Origin of the sequence: Rhizobium sp. CIAT894 (assembly GCF_000172795.2) — a bacterium.
Classification (GTDB): Bacteria; Pseudomonadota; Alphaproteobacteria; order Rhizobiales; family Rhizobiaceae; genus Rhizobium.
In genome coordinates this window covers 2,382,601-2,400,838 of sequence record NZ_CP020947.1, presented here as the reverse complement: position 1 = coordinate 2,400,838, position 18,238 = coordinate 2,382,601, and the positions used below count along the sequence as shown (strand labels likewise).

Annotated in this window: 12 protein-coding genes and 2 pseudogenes; 6 read left to right on the top strand and 8 right to left on the bottom strand. The window is 63.6% G+C overall.

Annotated elements, in window-relative coordinates:
• Positions 1-79: 79 nt before the first annotated feature.
• Positions 80-7,057: a hypothetical protein gene (locus RHEC894_RS11880; protein WP_085737417.1), complete on the bottom strand. Its 6,978-nt coding sequence runs from the start codon at positions 7,055-7,057 to the stop codon at positions 80-82.
• A 463-nt stretch (positions 7,058-7,520) separates the two neighbouring features.
• Here RHEC894_RS11880 and RHEC894_RS11875 point away from each other — a divergent pair, with 463 nt between their 5' ends.
• Both RHEC894_RS11875 and RHEC894_RS11870 read left to right on the top strand, forming a co-directional pair.
• The gene (locus RHEC894_RS11875; RefSeq protein ID WP_085737416.1) at positions 7,521-7,904 is read left to right on the top strand and encodes an Hpt domain-containing protein; all 384 of its coding nucleotides are present in this window, start codon (positions 7,521-7,523) and stop codon (positions 7,902-7,904) included.
• A gap of 222 nt (positions 7,905-8,126) precedes the next feature.
• Positions 8,127-8,447, top strand: coding sequence for a 2Fe-2S iron-sulfur cluster-binding protein (locus RHEC894_RS11870; RefSeq protein WP_085737415.1), 321 nt, complete (start codon positions 8,127-8,129; stop codon positions 8,445-8,447).
• Positions 8,448-8,832: 385 nt separating this feature from the next.
• Here the strand turns inward: RHEC894_RS11870 and RHEC894_RS11865 are convergent, their stop codons facing one another.
• Positions 8,833-9,459 (bottom strand): DUF922 domain-containing protein, encoded by a 627-nt coding sequence (locus tag RHEC894_RS11865; RefSeq protein ID WP_085737414.1) that lies wholly within the window; start codon positions 9,457-9,459, stop codon positions 8,833-8,835.
• 101 nt (positions 9,460-9,560) lie between these two features.
• On the opposite strand from RHEC894_RS11865, the gene folP reads away from it, so the two are divergent.
• Genes folP through folK form a run of 3 tightly spaced genes read left to right on the top strand, consistent with a single transcriptional unit; the run spans position 9,561 to position 11,303 of the window.
• A complete protein-coding gene (gene folP / locus RHEC894_RS11860) occupies positions 9,561-10,430 on the top strand; it encodes a dihydropteroate synthase (RefSeq protein ID WP_010068786.1) in 870 nt (289 codons plus the stop codon).
• Positions 10,427-10,792: a dihydroneopterin aldolase gene (gene folB / locus RHEC894_RS11855; RefSeq protein ID WP_003569012.1), complete on the top strand. Its 366-nt coding sequence runs from the start codon at positions 10,427-10,429 to the stop codon at positions 10,790-10,792. The genes folP and folB overlap by 4 nt, the downstream gene beginning before the upstream one ends.
• Positions 10,785-11,303 carry a 2-amino-4-hydroxy-6-hydroxymethyldihydropteridine diphosphokinase gene (folK, locus tag RHEC894_RS11850; RefSeq protein WP_206427921.1) on the top strand — a complete coding sequence of 173 codons (519 nt, stop codon included), beginning with the start codon at positions 10,785-10,787 and terminating at the stop codon, positions 11,301-11,303. Before folB ends, folK begins: the two co-directional genes overlap by 8 nt.
• Before the next feature lie 69 nt (positions 11,304-11,372).
• On the opposite strand, the gene RHEC894_RS11845 is transcribed toward folK, so the two are convergent.
• The 4 genes from RHEC894_RS11845 to RHEC894_RS11830 form a co-directional block, all read right to left on the bottom strand.
• Positions 11,373-11,924 carry a hypothetical protein gene (locus RHEC894_RS11845; RefSeq protein ID WP_085737412.1) on the bottom strand — a complete coding sequence of 184 codons (552 nt, stop codon included), beginning with the start codon at positions 11,922-11,924 and terminating at the stop codon, positions 11,373-11,375.
• A gap of 210 nt (positions 11,925-12,134) precedes the next feature.
• Positions 12,135-13,214, bottom strand: coding sequence for a TIGR01620 family protein (locus RHEC894_RS11840; protein WP_085737411.1), 1,080 nt, complete (start codon positions 13,212-13,214; stop codon positions 12,135-12,137).
• Positions 13,211-14,686 carry a YcjX family protein gene (locus RHEC894_RS11835; RefSeq protein WP_085737410.1) on the bottom strand — a complete coding sequence of 492 codons (1,476 nt, stop codon included), beginning with the start codon at positions 14,684-14,686 and terminating at the stop codon, positions 13,211-13,213. Before RHEC894_RS11835 ends, RHEC894_RS11840 begins: the two co-directional genes overlap by 4 nt.
• A gap of 77 nt (positions 14,687-14,763) precedes the next feature.
• Positions 14,764-15,258 carry a histidine phosphatase family protein gene (locus tag RHEC894_RS11830; protein WP_085738951.1) on the bottom strand — a complete coding sequence of 165 codons (495 nt, stop codon included), beginning with the start codon at positions 15,256-15,258 and terminating at the stop codon, positions 14,764-14,766.
• Positions 15,259-15,534: 276 nt separating this feature from the next.
• Between RHEC894_RS11830 and dksA the strand changes: the two are divergent.
• Positions 15,535-15,948: pseudogene (gene dksA / locus RHEC894_RS11825) on the top strand (RNA polymerase-binding protein DksA); the annotation flags it as partial.
• On the opposite strand, the pseudogene RHEC894_RS11820 reads toward dksA, so the two are convergent.
• Positions 15,934-16,509 (bottom strand): annotated as a pseudogene (locus RHEC894_RS11820) (DUF1062 domain-containing protein); the annotation flags it as partial. The pseudogenes dksA and RHEC894_RS11820 sit on opposite strands and share 15 nt — an antisense overlap.
• Before the next feature lie 401 nt (positions 16,510-16,910).
• Positions 16,911-17,972 (bottom strand): flagellar biosynthetic protein FliO, encoded by a 1,062-nt coding sequence (locus RHEC894_RS11815; protein WP_085737409.1) that lies wholly within the window; start codon positions 17,970-17,972, stop codon positions 16,911-16,913.
• Positions 17,973-18,238 lie beyond the last annotated feature (266 nt).

Here is an 18,238-nt window from a genome sequence, read left to right as displayed (position 1 = left end):
AACGAAGGAAGCCGCCCGACATGTGCGCGGCGGCTTCCTGTCCCATTCGCTCAGATGCGATCGATAGTTACAAACAGGCTCAGCTGAGCCTGCCTGCTGCATGGGCGAGCATGGTGTAGACCTTGCCCGTATCGGAGGTGAGGTAGGACTGCGAGACGGTCTGGTTCGGATCGGTGCGGGCGACGTCGGCGAGCAGCTTTTCGAAATCACCGATATAGCGGTCGACGGCAGTGCGGAACTCCGGTTCGCGGTCGTATTTGCGCTTGATCTCATCGAAGGTCTGCTGGCCCTTCAGCGTATAGAGGCGACGGGTGAAGACGTCGCGCTCGCCGCGCTGGTAACGGCGCCAGAGATCGACCGAGGCGTCGTGATCGATGGCGCGGGCAATATCGACAGAGAGCGAGTTCAGCGATTCGACCACGTGGCGCGGATTGCGGCTGTCATTGCTGCGCGCGGCCGGTGCGGCGGCTTCCGCCGGCCGGGACGGGGCACGGGCAGGCGCCTCGTCGGCGGTCTCCTCACGCGATGCGCCGCGCAGGAGATCGCTGATCCAACCGCCGCTTTCCGGGCGAGCCGGCTCCTGGCGAGTGGGGGCAGGCTGCGGGGCGGCGCGCTGAGGCGCGGCAACCGGTGCTGTCGGCGCGATCGTTCCGCGCAGGCCGGTCGCTTCGATCGATGGCGGCGCTGACGGCTGCTGCGGCTGAACTACAGCCTGCTGGGTTACCACAGGTTGCGCCGGACGCGGGGCAGGCTGTGCCTGGGCGAGGGTGCGGGCGACGGGCTCGGAGATCTCAAGCTGCTGGCTGGAGCGGCCGACGAGCTGCGAGATATCCTGCAGCGCCTTGATCTGCTCGGCAACGGCCCGGCGCATGGCCGAGGCGCTTTCCTTGGCTTCTTCCGGAAGGTCGAAGGCGCCGCGCTTCAATTCGGCGCGGGTGGCGTCGAGTTCGCTGCGGATGTCGGCGGCGGAGCGGCGAATATCATCGGTGGCGCCGGAGAAGCGGCCGACGGCATCGTCGATCGCCTCGCGCAGCGCTTCGCGCATGTGCTGGGCAGCGCCGTCGGAGGCGCGGCTGGCTTCGCCGACCATGCGCTCGACTTCCGACAGCGAGGCCGTCAGTCCGCCGCGAATGCGGTTGGAGAGATCGCCGGAGCGGCGCTCGACATTGGCGAAGGTGCCGTCGATCGTCGTATTGGCCTCGTCGCCGGCGCGGGTGATCGCCTCACGCATCGTCTCGGCCGCTTCCTGGGCGCGCTTCTCGGTTTCGGTGAGAATGCGGCCGATATCGGCGAAGGACGACTGCACGCCCTGGCGCAGATTGCCGGTCACCTGGCTGGAGCGCTGTTCGGCCCGCTCGAATACGGTCTCGATCATGCCGCCGAGACCGCGCATGGTCTTTTCGATCTCGTCTGAGCGCTGAACCAGGCTGACGGAGAGCGCCTGCAGCGCGCCTTCGCGTTCCTCGAGCGTCGAGGCGAGGTTGGACTGGGCGGCGCCGAGAAGCTGCGAAGCCTGAGTCAGAACCTTGGAGTGTTCGTCGAAGCGGCCGATGATGCCGCCGACCTGCGACAGCGTCTGGCCCGAAATATCGGAGAGGCGGTCGACCTTGCCTTCGAGAAGCCTGGTCGAGGCGTTGACCATTTCGGCGGCCTTGTTGGCGGAGTCGGCAAAACGCGTGGTCGTGTCGCCCAGGCGGCCGTCGACACTGGCCAGCTGCTCGGCGGCGCGGTTCATCATCATCGCCATCGCCGCACTGCTTTCCGACATGCGCTGAACGAGGCCGTTGACGTTGCCGACCAGGCTGTTTTCGATCGCGCTGACGGCGTTGGCGACATTCTCGGTGCGGGCGGCAACGGCGCTGGCGAGCGCTTCGTTTTCGGCGCGCAGACGGTCGGCGCTGAGATTGGCCGCGGCGGTAATGCGGGCGGCGGCCTGTTCGCCGGCATCGGTGTAGCGGTCGATGATCGGGCGAGCCGTTTCATCGAGGATGCGCGTCAGTTCGACCGAGCGGCCAGCTAGCATCGAATTGAGATCGCGGGTGCGGTCTTCGAGCGTCGAGCGGATCGAATTGCCGCGTGCTTCGAGTGCCCGGTCGATGTCGGTGAAGGTCGTGTCGATCTCGCGGGCCCGCTCCTCGAGATTGGAGCGAATGGCACTGCTGCGGGCTTCGAGCGCCCGGTCGACATCGGCCATGGTGGCGGAAATTTCGCTGCCGGCGCCAGACAGCGTCGAGCGGATGGCATCGCCGCGTGCCTCCAGCGACTGGCCGGCATCCGACAACACCTTGGAGATGGCGTTGACCTGGGTTCCGACGATGGTCTCGGCTTCGGCGACCTTGTTGACGATGGCGTTGCCGGCTTCCGAGAAGGTCTGGGCGACAGCAGCGGCCTGGCTCGCCAGCCGGTTTTGGGCTTCTGCGACGCGGGTGACGATCTGCGACGAACGCTCATCCATGGTGCGGGTGAACTCGTCGCTTTTCGTATTGAGATCCTCAGCGAATTGCTGACCGGTCTTGCCGAGCAGTTCGGTGGTTCTCGTCGCTTCGCCTTCCATTCCCTGGGCTGCTTCGGCAACGGCGCTGCGCAGCGTCGAGGCGAGACCAGCGGCCTTGCCTTCGATGGTGCGATTGACCGCATCGAGACCGACGGTCAAGGCGCGATCCATGGTGGAGAGGCGTTCCTCGATACGTGCATTGCCGCGGTCGAGGGTTTCGCCGAGGTTTGCCGTGCGGCCTTCGATGGCGCCCGTCATGCTCGTGGCGCGGCTATCCAGCGTCTCGGCCAGATTGGCGGTGCGGCTGTCGATCGCCTGGGTGAGGTTTGCGGCGCTGCCTTCGAGCGTCGCGGAGATGCGCTGCGTGGCGTCGTTGCTGAGCGCACCGAGGCGGGAAATGCCGTCGGCAAGCACGCCGGAGAGTTGGCTGCCGACCGTTTCGACCCTGTCTGCAACGCCGCCGACGCCGTCACGGATGCGGGTCTCGATCGCCGCAAGGCCGGCTTCCACCCGCGATCCGGTTTCTTCAAAGCGGCCGGTCAGGCTTTCCACAGACTGGTCGAGATGGGCGGAGAAGCTCTGGGCGGAGTTCGAAATCGCGCTTGCCGCCTCCTGGAAACGACCGGCGATCTGGCCGGCTCCGGCCTGCATGCGATTTTCCAATGTCTGCGCGCCGGAATCGATTGCCTGGCGGATGGCGGCTTCACGCTCCTCCAGCGACATTTCGAGCATGCTGACGCTTGTTGCAACCGAAGTGCCGATGCTGGTCGCCTGCTCGGTCAGCGTATCGCTGATCAGCGCGTGGGCCTGGCTCAGCGACAGGTCGATGGCGTTGGCGCGGTCCTCGAGCGTCGTGCGAATGCGGTCATGGGCGGAGTCGAGGCCGCGCTCGATGCGGGCGGCGGTCTCGTCGGCCAGGCCCCCAAGCCGCGCATGGGCATCGGTCAGGCGGCCTTCGATACGGCCGGTCAAGCCGCCGACGATGTCTTCGAAGCGCGAGCCGCCGGCATCCAGAGCGCCGGAGAGGGCAGCGCTGTGCTGGGAAAGCGCGTTTTCCAGCCGCTGCTGATTATCGGTATAGGCGGCGCGGATCGCATCGGTCTTGTCGGCGAAGGCGCCGGCGACGCGCGTCTCGGCGTTGGCAACGGCCTCCATCATGGAGTTGCTGCGGGCTTCAAGCGCACTGTCGAAGCGGCTCTGGTTATCGTCGAGCGAAATGGCGAGCGCCATGGTCTTTTCGTCGAGCGCATCGGTGAGCCGGTCGTGACTTGCCGTTACAGCGCCGATGATCGCAGCCGTGCGGTGCGTCAAGGCCTCCTCGATGCGGGCCTGGCCTTCGCTCAGCGAGGCGGCGAGGGCGGCGGCCTTCCGGTCGAGCACGCCGTTCACACCCTCATGCGTGCCGGAGACCGCATTGGTGATCGCATCGGTACCTGTCGTCAGCGTCTCCTCGAGACGGCTCTGGCTCTCGTTCAGCGAAATGGCGAGCGCCATTGCCCGGTCGTCGAGTGTCTCGGACAGGCGGTCGTGGGTGGCTGCCACCGCATTGAGGAAGGATTGCGAACGGCTCTCCAGCGTGTCCTGCAGGCGGCTCTGACCCTCGTTCAGGGAGGCGGCGAGCGCCGCTGACTTTTCATCGAGCGCCTGAGAAAGGCGGTCATGGGTCCCGGACACGGATTTGAGGAAGGCTTCGGAGCGCGCTTCCAGCGTGTCTTCGATCCGCGACTGGCTCTCATTGAGCGAGATGGCGAGCGTCATCGCCTTCTCGTCCAGCGTTTCGGACAAACGCTCATGGGTGCCGGAGACGGCGCTCAACAGGGCTGCTGCGCCGGTCTCCATCGTATTCTCGATGCGCGTCTGGGTTTCGTTCAGCGAAATGGCGAGCGCCATCGCTTTTTCGTCCAGTGTCTCGGCCAGGCGTTCATGGGTGCCGGAGACAGCGTTCAGCAGCGCCGCGGAGCGGGTTTGGAGCGTATCTTCGATGCGGGCATGGCTCTCGTTCAAGGACATGGCAAACGCCGTCGCCTTTTCGTCGAGGGTCTCGGCAAGACGATCGCGCGTGCCGGACACGGTGTTCAGCAGCGCCTCGGCACGCGTTCCAAGCGCGTCCTCGATGCGGGCATGGCGCTCGTCGAGCGAGGTCGTCAGGGCGGCCGCCTTGCTGTCCAATGTTTCAGACAGCCGATCATGGGTGCCAGAGACGGCATTCAGCAGGGCCGCGGAGCGCGTCTCGAGCGTATCCTCGATGCGGGCCTGGTTTTCATTGAGCGAAATGGCGAGTGACATCGCCTTTTCATCGAGCGTCTCGGAAAGGCGGTCATGGGTGCCGGATACCGCCTTCAGCAGCGCTTCGGAGCGGGTCTCGAGCGTATCCTCGATGCGGGCCTGGCTCTCGTTCAGTGAGATGGCGAGCGACATCGCCTTTTCGTCGAGCGTCTCGGCCAGACGGTCATGGGTGCCGGAGACGGCATTGATAATGGCGTCCGAACGGGAAGTCAGCGCTTCCTCGAAGCGGCCGTGATGGGTGGTGAGCGCCTCGATCAGTGCGCCGCCGCGCTCTGCCATGACGCTGTCGATGCGGCCGTGAGCCGTTCCGAGCGCATCGGTGATTTCCGCCGCACGCGCTGCAAGCGCGCCGGTCAGCTCTTCGGCGCGACCGCCGAAGGCAGCGGTCACCTGCTCGGTGCCGGCGGCAACTGCGGTGGTCAGATCGGTGGTGGTGCTGCGCAGCGTGTCGCGGAGTTCGGCCGAGCGCGTCTGCAGATTGTTCTGCAGTTCGGACGTGCCGGATGCGAGCGTTAGCGCGATGTCGGAGGTCGCGCTCTGTAGCGCCGAGGTCAGTTCGCCGGTGCGGTCGCTGAGCGCAGTGGTGATTTCGTCCGCCCGGGCGCCGAGCGTGCTTTCCAGCATTTCATGGCCGGTGGCGAGTGCGGTGGCGAGCGCCAGCGACTGGTCGGTCATCGAGGCGCCGAGCCGGTCGATGCTGGAACTCAGAATGCCGTCGATCGATTCCGAGCCGCCGGTCAGCGTCTCGTTGATGCGGGCGAGGCTCTCCATCAGCTTGGTGTCGAGCGAACCGGTGCGTTTGTCGAAGGCGCTGGTGAATTCGGCGACGCGTTCGTCGAAAGCGGTCGATAGCTGGGCGACCGTCGTCTGCAGCCGTTCTTCGAAGAAGCCGGAGCGCACGTCGAGATCCATGACGGCGTCGTCGGCAGTGCTCTGCAGGCTCTGGCGGAAGCTCGCCCCCTTTTCGTCGAGCGCGCTGTTCAGCTTCGCCAGCACATCGTCGAGCGTGCCGCCGATGGTGCGTTCACCGGATTTCAGGCTCTCATTGATCTCGCGGGTGCGGGCGATCAGGATCTCGCTGAGCTGGTGCGTGCGCTCATTCAGCGCTGCGTTCAGCTTCTCGGTGCTGCTGTCCATGGTCGAGGCGCGCGTCTCGAATTGGCTGAGCAGTTTTTCGCCATGGTCGTTGAGGTTGACCGAGAGCGCTTCGAGGCGGTTGTCGAATTCGGTGGCGAGCGCGAAACCGGATGCGTTCAGTGTCTGCAACAGGCTATCGGTCTTGGCGGCGAGCAGGCTGCCTATCGACTGCAGGGCGGTGTCGGATTTTTCCAGGATTGCCGCGGCGCGCGTATCGATCAACGAGGCAAAGGCTTCACCCGATGTGGAAAGCCGCACCGCGATCTCTTCGGTCGCCAGCGACAGCTCTTCCTTCAACTGATCGTGGACGCTGCCGATCGAGGTGCGGATGCGGTCGGCATGATTGACGATCGCCTCGCGCTCGGAACCGAGTTCGTGGACGAGACCGCGGACGCGCAATTCATTGTCGGCATAGGAGCGTTCAAGTGCATTGACTTCGGAATGGACGAGCGTTTCCAGCTCGGAGGCACGCGCAATGGTGCGCTCGATGCCTTCATTCATGGCCGAGACCTCACGGCGCACGGCCTGACCGACGGTCATGATGCGTTCGGAAGCGATGGTTTCCGGCTCGGCGAGACGCAAAGCCACCTCCGCCATGGAGCGGGCGGCATTGCGCATGTCCTGGGCGCGAGCGATCATGATGGCGAAAGCATAGAACATCATTACTGGAATGATGATGCCGACAAGACCGGCGATGACGCCGGGCAGGGCGACGAGATCGGCGAGCGAACGGATCTGCCAGATCTCCGGCGCGTAAAGCAGCGACATCAGGCCGAGGCCGGCCATGACCCAGAGCACGGAGAACAGCGTGGCGGTGCGCACCGCCGAGCGGCTGGAGGCGCCGTCGAAGGATTTCAAGATCGAGGCGGGCGTGTTGCGGCTGGCATCGTTGGCGGGCGCGAAGGTCGGCCCCCGGGACGCCTGCTCGCCGGCACTACCGCGGCGGCTGCGGCGTTGCGCTTCTTCCTGGGCCTGCTGGTTACGCGCATTTACTGGATCAGACACATGAGCCTCCGGGGCCTCTGGCGCATCGCCGCGGCGAGACGGCACGTTATCTTTGCCGAAGTCGATCTGGAGCGCTTCGTCCAATGCCTTGAACGCCTTGTCTTCAATCGACTCGTTATATTTGTTGTTCGCCATTCGGTATGCCTCGTTACTGGTGGCCGGTCCGGCAACACATCCCGGGCTTCCGCCTCACCCGGGAAACAACTTTGCCGTTCCAGCCTTCCATCCCAACGACGGACGGATAAGCATGTCATTTCAGAGTAGATAGCCGCTTTTTCAAACGGAAGGTATCAAAACACTACCATTATCCACTCGCTCGGCAAAGGCGCGTACCATAAACCCGCTCCACCAGTATCGTAGTGACACATCTGGGCTCCTCACACAATTAATGAAGGCTTGAGATTTGTGGCTCGTTAATCCGTTGTTAACATCTTTAAATCCGCGGCACCGCTTAAAAACCAATAATTTAGGGATATTTAACGGACGTTAACCATATGGCGAGATTTCCGCTGCGAATGTGCCGGAATTTAACGTGATGGCCACCCTCCCGACGCAGAACTGTTGCATCAGCGCACGACATGAGACGGGAGAATTGGCAATGGCAGCTCAGATGGCAGCATTGAACATCGTATTCGAGGCGCCGGATAATGCAAAGGGACCCTGTCCCTCGAAGGTCCGGCCGATCGATCTGGTCCATCTCGCCAAGCAGACGATGGGCGACAAGGCGCTGGAAATCGAAGTCCTTCAGATGTTTGCGCGCCAGGCGCGCGCATGTCTGCAGGATATTGCAAGCGGCGAAACCATCCGCGTCGGCGCGGCCGCGCATCGCCTGAAGGGCGCGGCAAGTTCGGTCGGTGCGTTCCGCGTGTCGCAGACGGCGGAAGCCGTCGAGGAGACCGGCGGCGATGCCGGGGCGACGGCAGCGCTGGGTGCTGCCGTCATCGACGCCGAGAATTTCATCCTGAAGCTCTGCCGCGGCTGATCTCCAAGACTTTGGTCGGTGCATGTCGCAGATGTCGTTCGAACGAGGCCCGTTGTTTCATTGCGGAACCACGGGTCTTTTTGCGACCTGCTCCATGACGCTTTGAAGACGGCGGGCAAAGGCCCGATCTGCGACGCTATAACGAAGTTCGGCAATGTTGACTGATGCGTCGAATTGTCGGAAGAAAATCCGCCCATCATTTGAAGACCGGAAATAGTCCTGATGCCCAAACTTACCATCGTTGCTTTCGACGGCACACGTTTCGACCTCGACGTCGACCAAGGCTCCACTGTCATGGAGAATGCCGTGCGCAATTCGGTGCCCGGCATTGAGGCCGAATGCGGCGGCGCCTGCGCCTGCGCGACCTGTCATGTCTATGTCGACGAGGCATGGACCGAACAGGTCGGTCAGCCGGAAGCGATGGAAGAGGATATGCTCGACTTCGCCTTCGATGTGCGCCCGACCTCGCGGCTGTCCTGTCAGATCCGCATGAAGGCTGCCTATGACGGGCTCGTGGTGCACGTGCCGGAACGTCAGGCCTAAGCGCGCTTCGCTTTGGCTCGACTTAAGCGCGTCGCGCTTTGGTGCGGCCTAAGCGCATTGCGCTTTGCTGGCCGAGAATCTCGAGATGTGGATCCCACAAAAAGACGCCTCGCGCGCTAGAGCGAGCGAGGCGAGGCGGGCGCATTACCAACGGATGAGGGAGGAACATCCGCGGCTTCGGAACGCGCCAGGAGAACCCAGCGATGAAAGAGCAGATGCCGTACTTGGTGCGGTGCCTGGACTTTCGAATGTGTTCATATTAACGCGTTCCGGTTGAGTCTGCCAGGATGAAAAATGACCATTCAATCGCTGGGGATGGCGCAGGTTTCGCACAAGTTTCGTTGTGCAGCTAAGGTTTTCCACTCGCATCCCGGCTGAAAAAGCCTTATTTTTCGCCGGCTCGGCCGTTGATTCGATTGTTCAGCAATCTCAGCATGCGCTTCTGGAAATTGACCGCCTCGACGCGGTCGAATCGCGCCTGTTGCCGATCGTGCTCTTCTATACCGCGAGCTGATTCGTCGGAGACAAGTTCCTGCATGGCCTCGCAACTGCGCTGCTGCGGCAGCGCGCGAATGGCGCGTTCCATGGCGCGGGCCTGATCGCGGGCGATTTCGGCATGGCGCTCCTCGTGGCGCTTGATATCGCTCGACAAGGCATCCCAGATCATCGACAGCTCCTTGCTGGCGCCCTTGCGGCTGCTCCAGCGCGGCAGGATGATCTGTGTGTGGACCGTGACCTTGACGTTGCCGACGCGGCAACGCCCGTTATCCTGAATATAGGTCGCTTCACCGCCAAAACGGATCTTCGTGGCACCGGGATGGCGCGCCGAGGAGCCGCTCGACGTTGGGCCGCGCCGGCTGAGTTCGCGGTCGAGCTCATCCGCGGTTTTGCCGCGGATGCTGAAATAGGAATAGCTTTTCGATGCGATCACTTCTGCTGCCACCGGGCTGCAGACGGAAAGAGCAATGGAAAAGGCAGCAGGAAGGACCATATAACGCACTGCAAGCGGCATTCTGAACGCAACCCGTGTTGAAATCGACAGGAGCTTGGGGCATAGCCACCGCAAGCGCAATATCGAATGACGCTTTTTTCGCGATCGATGGGATAAGTCTGGTGAGAGGGCTCGAAGGCAGTTTATGGCGTGTCGGCCATGGCCGGCAGATCGAACTCGGCCGCCGTTCGGTGATCATGGCGATCATCAACGTGACGCCGGACTCCTTTTCCGACGGCGGGCGTTTTGAAACCGTCGACGCGGCGGTCGAACACGCGCTGCGGGCGGTGAGCGAGGGGGCCGGGATTATCGATATCGGCGGCGAATCGACCCGGCCGAACGCCGCAGCCGTCAGCCCTTCGGAGGAGCAGGCCCGCGTCCTGCCGGTCATCGAGGCGCTGCGCGGGCGCACCCAGGCGCTTATCTCGATCGACACCTATCGCGCCGAGACGGCGCGGCTTGCGGTCGGCGCCGGCGCCCATATCGTCAACGACGTATTCGGGCTGCAGAAGGAGCCCGATATCGCCGACATCGCCGCGGCGACCGGGGCCGGGCTCTGCATCATGCATACCGGCCGCGACAGGGCGAAGCTTCCCGACGTCATTGCCGACCAGGTGCATTTTCTCAAACGGTCGCTGGCGATCGCCGCGGCTGCCGGCGTCAACACCGACCGCATCGTGCTCGATCCGGGCTTCGGCTTCGCCAAGGAGACGGCGGAGGAGAATTTGGAACTGATGGCGCGGTTTTCCGAACTTTCCCGCTTCGGCCTGCCGCTGCTCGCCGGCACGTCACGCAAGCGCTTCCTCGGCGCGGTGACGGGCCGTGAGGCGCAGGACAGGGATTCGGTAACGGCGGTCACCAGCGCTTTGCTCAGGCTTCAGGGGGCTGCGGTTTTCCGGGTGCACAATGTCGCAATCAACAGGGATGCACTCGACATCGCCGATGCTATGCTGAATGCGCGCAAGGAATTCGAGAGGAAGCGGCCGACATGACCACCTATACGATCACGCTGCAGAACTGCGCCTTCTTTGCGCGCCACGGCGTCCATGACGAGGAGGAATTCCTCGGTCAGCGCTTCTTCGTCGATGCCGAGCTCGACGTCGTTGCCGGCGAGGCACTGGAAAGCGATTCGATCGACGATACCGTCAACTACGGCATCGCTTTCACCGTGATCGAGCAGATCGTCACGGGCAAGCGGCGCTACCTGATCGAGGCCTTGGCGCTCGATATCGCCAAGGGGCTCTGCCAGACCTTCCCGCAGGTCCGGCGGGCGAAGATCACGGTGCGCAAGCCGAACGCGCCTGTGCCCGGCGTGCTCGATTTCGTGCAGGTGAGCGTTGAGCACTTTGCCTGAAGCGACATTGCAATCGGCCACACTCGGTCTCGGCGGCAATATCGGCGATCCCGTCAAGGCGATGGCCGCCGCGCTGCAACGATTGGATGGACGGGACGACTGCCGCGTCGCCGCCGTGTCCAGGCTCTATCGCACGCCGCCCTGGGGCAAGACGGACCAGTCCTTCTTCTTCAATGCCTGCGCCGCCGTTGAAACCCAGCTCGAGCCGGAAGCATTGCTCGATGTCTGCCTGTCGATAGAGCGGGAGATGAAACGCGAGCGTATCGAGCGCTGGGGTCCACGCACGCTCGATATCGACGTGCTGACCTATGGCGACGTCACCCAGGAGGCGCCGCGGCTGGAACTGCCGCATCCGCGCATGACCGATCGCGGTTTCGTGCTGATGCCGCTTGCCGATATCGCGCCGGGCCTGCTCATCAAGGGCAGGGCGGTCAGCGACTGGCTTGATGATGCCGAGATTGGCGGCATCGAGGTGGCCGATAGCGCCCGCGACTGGTGGCTGAACGTCTGACGCAAAGGGACCTGAAACGGAAAACGGCGGGAAACCCGCCGCTTCAGGAAAATCCGTCGTACGATGTAGCTACTCGATAGAGCCGACGGCCATCTCGTCGACCTGCCGGGTCAGCGTCAGGCCGATGACCGGGACCATCTGGCTTTCGACCTTGACCGAAACGGTGACGTTCATCGTCTTGTCGTCGCGCACGCGGGCGATCATCGCGCCGTTCAGCTTGGCGCGGTTGATGCCGACGACGACGGTATCTTCACTGACGGCGCCGGAGACGACGTCAAGACCCTTGCCGGCGGCGCCGTCGAGGAACTTGCCCTTGTAGGTCGAGCCCGACTGCGAGATGACGGCGGTCATCGGCTGCTTGAAGACACCGACGCGGCAGGTGCCGTCGAGCTTGATGCCGGCGCCACTGTCGCCAGTCGGCTCGCCGATCAGGTTGCAGGTGAACTTTGTGCCCTTGTACTTGCCGGCGACGATTTCGCCCGGGCCCTTCCATGAGCCGGCGACGGAATCGAAGAACGCCTTGTCACGGGTTGCGGCAGTGGCTGCCGGAGCGACATCTGCGACCGGCGACAATGCCGCGGCGGCCAGACCGCATATAATGAGAAACTTGCGCGAATACATGGATTTTCCTTGGCAAACACCACTCACGAACTGGCTGCAAGTTTTGCCGAATAATGGTTAATCCTTCCTTTCGATCGTGCCGAAATGCGAGACGATGCAGGCGTTTCGCACAGTGACGATTTCAAATTATCATCGCTATATCCTTGAATCTACTGCAATTATTTCGGCATTATGCAAGGGAAGGTGAAAACGGCGGAATCGCTTCATCGATCAAGGATTGTTGCTGCGCGGTGACATGGAGGGCGTGAGGTCGCCGATGAAATCACCGATTCCCGGCCGCTTCAAGGCGCGGAAGGAGAGCGGGCGGCAGAGATCCATTGCCGCGATTCCAATGCGGGCGGTCATCAGGCCGTTGACGACGCCTTCGCCGAGCCGGGCCGAGAGCTTGGAGGCGAGCCCATGGCCGAGCACCTGCTGGACGAGGCTGTCGCCGACGGCGATCGAGCCGGTGACGGCAAGATGGGCGAGCACGTCACGCAGCAGGCGGAACATGCCGAGCGTGCCGGGGCGGCCGCCGTAAAGCTCGGCCATGGCGCGGATCAGGCGCACGGCCTCGTAGAGCACATAGAGCAGGTCGACGACGGCGCGCGGGCTGACGGCGGTGACGATCGAAACGCGCTTCGAGGCGTTGACGATCAGGGTGCGAGCCTTGCGGTCGAGGGGAGCGAGCAATTCACGCTCGGCGAGCGCAATCAGATGCGGGGGATCGATGACCTCGCCCTCCGTCGCCTTCAGCGTTGCACGGCCCTTCGATGTCTCGGGATTGGCGGAAAGCAGCGTGGTCAGGCGTGTGACGACGGCGCGGGCCTTGGCCGGCCGGGTTTCGACAATCGCCGCTTCCGCTTCGGACTTGATCGCCTGAACGGCGGCAAGGCGCATCATGCCCGCAGTTTCGCGGACGACGAGGGCGAGCACGGCGAGGATGCCGACGGCGAGCACGGCAAGGGCCAAATAACCCAGCCAGTCGGCGCGGGTGAAGAGATCGCGGATCAGGCTATCGGTCCAAAGCCCAATGGCGAGAGACAGCAGGATGCTGAAGGCACCGGCAGCGATCTTGCCGAAGGAGGTCCGACGTTTGCGGGGCGCTGCCCCCGGGACCGCGCTCAGATCCTTGTCGGGATTGAGGAAGGGATCGTCCTCATCCGGTGTCACGACGATATTTTCGGAGAAGCTTTCCGGCTTGCGCCGCTGCTCTGCCTGGCGGCCGTTGTCGCGCCGTTCGGTTGCCTCATCCTCATAGGCGAAGGCGGCAGGCGGACGGCGCGGCGGATCGGACGGGGGCTTGCTCATGCGAGACGGTCTCCGAACAGGAACTGCATGGCGCGGTCGAGGCGGATATGCGGCACAGACAGCTTGATGCCGCCGCCGGTTTCCTCAAGCTGCGGCGGGCGGAACCTGACGACGTTGACATCGGGCAGTTGCAGGCCGCTTTCGCCCGAGGCGATGCGGTCGAACAGGTTCTCCGGATTCTCCGGCAGGTCGCCGGGGAAGATCGCGGTCTTTCTCAGGCCGTCGAAGCGTTCGCCGGCGATGGTTTCACCCTCCATCGGCGTGCCGACGATGACCGGCAGGTCGTGGCCGTCGCGCGTGACGGATGCCTCGCGGGTGGCGCGCACGGAGGCGAGCGCCATGACGTCGATGCCGGCACCGGCCATGCCGATGCGGTCGATGGCGCGATCGACCAGCCGGCGGGTCAAAGCATCGAGCCGGTCGTGGCTTTCATGGTGGAGATGATCGGCTTTGGTGGCGGCGACCAGCACGCGGTCGATGCGGCGGCCGAGTAGCGAGGAGAGCAGCGAATTGGTGCCGGGGCGGAAACAGGCAAGCACATCGGTCAGCGCCCGCTCCAGATCCTGCACCGCTTCGGGGCCGCGATTCATTGCCTGCAGCGCATCGACCAACACGATCTGGCGGTCGAGGCGGGCGAAATGCTCGCGGAAGAAGGGTTTGACGACGACCGATTTATAGGCCTCGTAACGCCGCTCCATCATCGTCCAGAGCGAGCCGCGGCCGGGACGCCCATCCGGGGGCAGCGCCAGCGGCGCGAAGGTCAGCGCCGGCGATCCGTCGAGATCGCCAGGCAGCAGCAGGCGGCCGGGCGGCAAGGTGGAGAGCGAGCGTTCGTCGGCCTTGCAGGCCTTGAGGTAATCGGCAAAGGCGGTGGCGAGGTCGCGGGCGACCATCTCGTCGGCGCCGGCGTGGATATCGGCTGCACGCGTCAGCGCCAGCCACTCCCGCGACAGCTCGGAGCGGACACCGGTTTGCGCCAGCGCAATCGTTTCCTCGCTGAAGGTGCGGTAGTCCTTGCCGAGCAGCGGCAGGTCGAGCAGCCATTCGCCGGGATAATCGACGATATCGATCGACAGGCGGCCGGGCGAAAACAGCCGGTTCCAGCCGCTGGCGCTCTGATAATCCAGCGTGATGCGCAGTTCCGATATGGCGCGGGTCGAATCCGGCCAGACACGGTCCTTCACCAGCGCGCGGATATGATCCTCATACTGGAAGCGCGGCACGGCATCGTCTGGCTGCGGCTCCAGCCGCACCGCCGAGACGCGGCCCGATTGCACCGGCTCGAACAGCGGCAGGCGGCCGCCATGCAGCAGATTGTGGACCAGCGAGGAAATGAAGACCGTCTTGCCGGAGCGGGAGAGGCCGGTGACGCCAAGCCGCACGGTCGGATTGACGAGGCCGCTCGCCCGGTCGGCGAGATTATCGAGGGCGATGCGGGCGTCGTCGGCGAGGGATGTCAGGCGTGGCGGCAAGGCGCAATTCCGATTGGTCACTGCCGGCAATATAGGAACGCGGCACCGCCCGAAAAAGAAGTGGCGCCGTAAAGACGTCAGACGACCACGAAATCGGTGAGGCGCCAGGTGGTCGCGGACGCGTCGAAATCGAGAACCGCCAGGCCTGCCGTCGGAAAACCGCCGGGAAGGGCGCTGGCCATCGCCTCATGGCCGACGAGAGCCTCCAGAGCCTGCTCCATCGTCGGATTATGGCCGACCAGCATGACGGCCGCCTCATCTTGAGCATCGACGATCTCGATATAGGTATCGACCGTGGCATTATAGAGCGCATCGACATAACGCACGTCGAGCGTCAGGCCCATCGCCCGATGGACCGCGTCGGCGGTGCCGCGGCAGCGCAATGCCGTCGAGCTGATGAGAAGATCGGGACGATAGCCCTTGTCGGCGGCCTTGTCGGCGATGATCTCGGCATCCCCATAACCCTTTTCGTTGAGCGGCCGGTCGAAATCGCGCTGTCCGGGTTCGGCCCAGGCCGCTTCGGCGTGACGCAGGAGATAGATGCGGTTGGGCGGAGGCAGCGGTACGGTCATGGGCAAAATCCAGGATCGGGCGGGTCTTTTCAGTAGCGGTTGCGATTGGCTGCCGTCAATCGCCCGCCATGCCGCAACTGCCGAAAACGTGGCCGCCAACACGGCGTTTTGAAGGCGAAGACAAAAACGGTGGCCGGAATAACCATGACAAAATAGATCGTTAGCCGAAAATTGTAACAGATTTAAAAATCTGTTTACCTGTCGTATTTGGCTTGAATCGCGACTAGCGCTTGGGATATACACCCGCCAGATGAGATGTTCTTCAGGAGAATCGCGTTGAGTGAGAAGATCGATCTTAGCAATTACGTTCCCTCGGAAGAGGAAGAGTTCATGAACGTAAACCAGCGTGCCTACTTCAGGACCAAGCTGGTTGCATGGAGAAATGATATCCTTAGAGAAGCGCGTGAAACCCTCGACCACTTGGCCGAGGAAAGCGCGAACCATCCCGACCTCGCCGACCGGGCGTCGTCGGAAACCGACCGGGCGATCGAACTTCGCGCCCGTGACCGGCAGCGAAAGCTGATTTCGAAGATCGACGCAGCACTGCAGCGCATCGAAGACGGCACCTACGGCTATTGCGAGGAAACCGGCGAACCGATCGGTCTCAAACGTCTCGACGCCCGCCCGATCGCGACGCTGTCGATCGAGGCGCAGGAGCGCCACGAACGCCGCGAAAAGGTCTATCGCGACAAGGGTGCCATTCCGGATTCGTCGCCGCATTATGTCTGCCCGCTCAGGATCCGTCCGGACCATGCCTTCAGTGTGCAGAGCCTGCAGCCTCGAACGTGAAACTGTCAGCTCGGACGCCAGCAGACGGTCGAGGCGTGTACTTGTCGGGAAGGGGACCGCCAGTTCGATTGCCAGTCTCGTCCAATTTGCCGGTTCGTGCCGCATCTCCTTTACGATTTCAAAATCGGCAAACTCATCCACACGCTGCGATTTGTGCCGGAGAGCATCGAGGTTGAAGGTCTCTGCGCGGATCCACTCCGGATCGTTGGACTGCAGCGCATCGAGGACTGCAGGATCGATGTCGCGGACATTCCGGCGCTCGAGGATCGGCCGGTTCCATGTCCTTTCACAGGTCAGGCATTTGTAGATGAGCCAAGCGTCCAGCTTGCGGCCGTTGGCGTTCAGCCGGATCTTGCCGCTGGATTGGAAAGCTCTCAGGCCTCCGCATCCGCCGCATGCAATCCAAGGCTGGGGAGCTGTCTTGGGAATAATGGTCCATCGGACCCGAAGCATATCGCACATATCGTCTTGGTCTTCCGTTCGGAAGTCCACCAAGATGGTGCGTGAGAAAACCCCTGCGGGCGCGGCGTGGCGATGTTGCGGGTGGCTGAAGAGCTGAGACAGCGGAGCTGCACATGGCACATTGTAACAATGCCAAACCGGTCTCTCGCCACCACCCGATGAACATGTTTGCATGCCGCCAGCGTGTCGCTATGCGGCAGGGGTGAAACTGGACTGAGACCGGTATTTACTTAGGCAAAGTGTAACCTCGAATGCGCCGACGCTCTTCAACCCAAGCGATAACAAATCATCGACGACAAAGGTAGCCCCCGGCCCATTCGGGAACGAAAGGCCGTGGCATTGCGGCTTTTATGCAACTTCTCGATGGAGGCAACGCGTTGCGGAGGCTGCTGTTCGGGCGTTCATTTATCGCGATTGACGCTCATTTCGCCGAAGATGCGGGCGACTTCCTTCTGCAGCTCCGTATCGGCGCCGGTGATCGGGGCAAGCTCGGGATCGCGGCGCGGCAGGTTGCCCGGCTGCGGTACGGCTTGGCGGGGCGCCTGGTTTGCCGGCGCCGGCACGATGCGCTCGGCCGTCAGATTGTTCGACATTTCCTCTTCCAGCACCCGCTGGAAATCATGGCGGATCGCTGCTGGCGACTGCGCGGCCGCATCGTCCTCGGCCATCCCGGGTGCGGTGCGCGCGGCAGCCGGCATGGGCTGGAGGGGCGGTGTGGAAACTTCGGGTTCGATGCGCTGCTGCGGAAGCACGCGCTGGCGGGCGGCGTCGAGGATCTCGGCCGCACTTGCGGTATCGTGGAAGGGTGCAGGCTGCGCGGCTGAGGGAGCGACGGGACGCTCCGGCGGGCGCGGGGCGACGGGCAGAGGAGCGTCGCGTTCGGCCGACAGCGGCGCTGTCACGGGGTTTGCCGGAAGAGGGCTCGTGGCCACCGGTGGTGCGACGGCCGGCTGGGCAGGCGGTTCGGGGCGTGGACGCGGCTCCGGCGAAGCCGGCGCGGAGAAGGAAGGCTCGGCGGCCGGCTCGATTCGGGCTGCGGCAGGAGCGATGACGGCAGCTGCGACAGGGGCGCGAGGCGGAGAAACCGGTGGCATTTCCGGCCGCGCCGGGGATATCGGACGCTGCTCGACCGGTTGCGGGCGGTTGATGCTTTCCGGCTGTTCGGCCGCTTCAGGCAGGATGCGGCTTTCGATGACGATATCGCTCGGGCCGCCGATCATGATCAGGTGTTCGACGTCGTCGCGGCGCACCAGCACCAGCCGGCGGCGGGCATCCACGGCTGCGGCGTCCAGCACCTGCAGGCGGGGCTGGCGGTTGCGGCCGCCGCGCACGAAGGGCGAGGGCGCCCGGCGGCGGATGACCCAGAGCACGAGGATGAGCAGGAGAAGCGCCAGGCCGACGCCACCGGCGGCAAGCAGAAAACGGCCGCCATAAGCTCCGACAACATCATCCAACATAGTCACTCACTCCATTTCACATTCGGCACATATTGACGACTTTTCCGTTCCTTAGGCAAGGGCCGGCTGTGCTGTCCAGTCACGGGAGAACGCGATTTCGTGTTCCGCTGTCGGGCGCCCGGCAATCGTGCTCACGGGCAGCCAGGTCGGGCTTCAGGAGCAGATGGCGCTGTTGCCTGTGAATTCAAGCAGTCTTGCCGGCCGCCGGTGTTTTTGCCGGCGCGGCAAATTGCTAAGAAGGAAGGAGTGCCTGATTCCCGCTTCGTGTTCGT

What these genes read in the sequence shown, in the direction of transcription:
- RHEC894_RS11880 (WP_085737417.1), bottom strand. Translation starts at nt 7,057, where the DNA reads ATGGCGAACAACAAATATAACGAGTCGATTGAAGACAAGGCGTTCAAG.
- RHEC894_RS11875 (WP_085737416.1), top strand. Translation starts at nt 7,521, where the DNA reads ATGGCAGCTCAGATGGCAGCATTGAACATCGTATTCGAGGCGCCGGAT.
- RHEC894_RS11870 (WP_085737415.1), top strand. Translation starts at nt 8,127, where the DNA reads ATGCCCAAACTTACCATCGTTGCTTTCGACGGCACACGTTTCGACCTC.
- RHEC894_RS11865 (WP_085737414.1), bottom strand. Translation starts at nt 9,459, where the DNA reads ATGCCGCTTGCAGTGCGTTATATGGTCCTTCCTGCTGCCTTTTCCATT.
- folB (WP_003569012.1), top strand. Translation starts at nt 10,427, where the DNA reads ATGACCACCTATACGATCACGCTGCAGAACTGCGCCTTCTTTGCGCGC.
- RHEC894_RS11845 (WP_085737412.1), bottom strand. Translation starts at nt 11,924, where the DNA reads ATGTATTCGCGCAAGTTTCTCATTATATGCGGTCTGGCCGCCGCGGCA.
- RHEC894_RS11840 (WP_085737411.1), bottom strand. Translation starts at nt 13,214, where the DNA reads ATGAGCAAGCCCCCGTCCGATCCGCCGCGCCGTCCGCCTGCCGCCTTC.
- RHEC894_RS11830 (WP_085738951.1), bottom strand. Translation starts at nt 15,258, where the DNA reads ATGACCGTACCGCTGCCTCCGCCCAACCGCATCTATCTCCTGCGTCAC.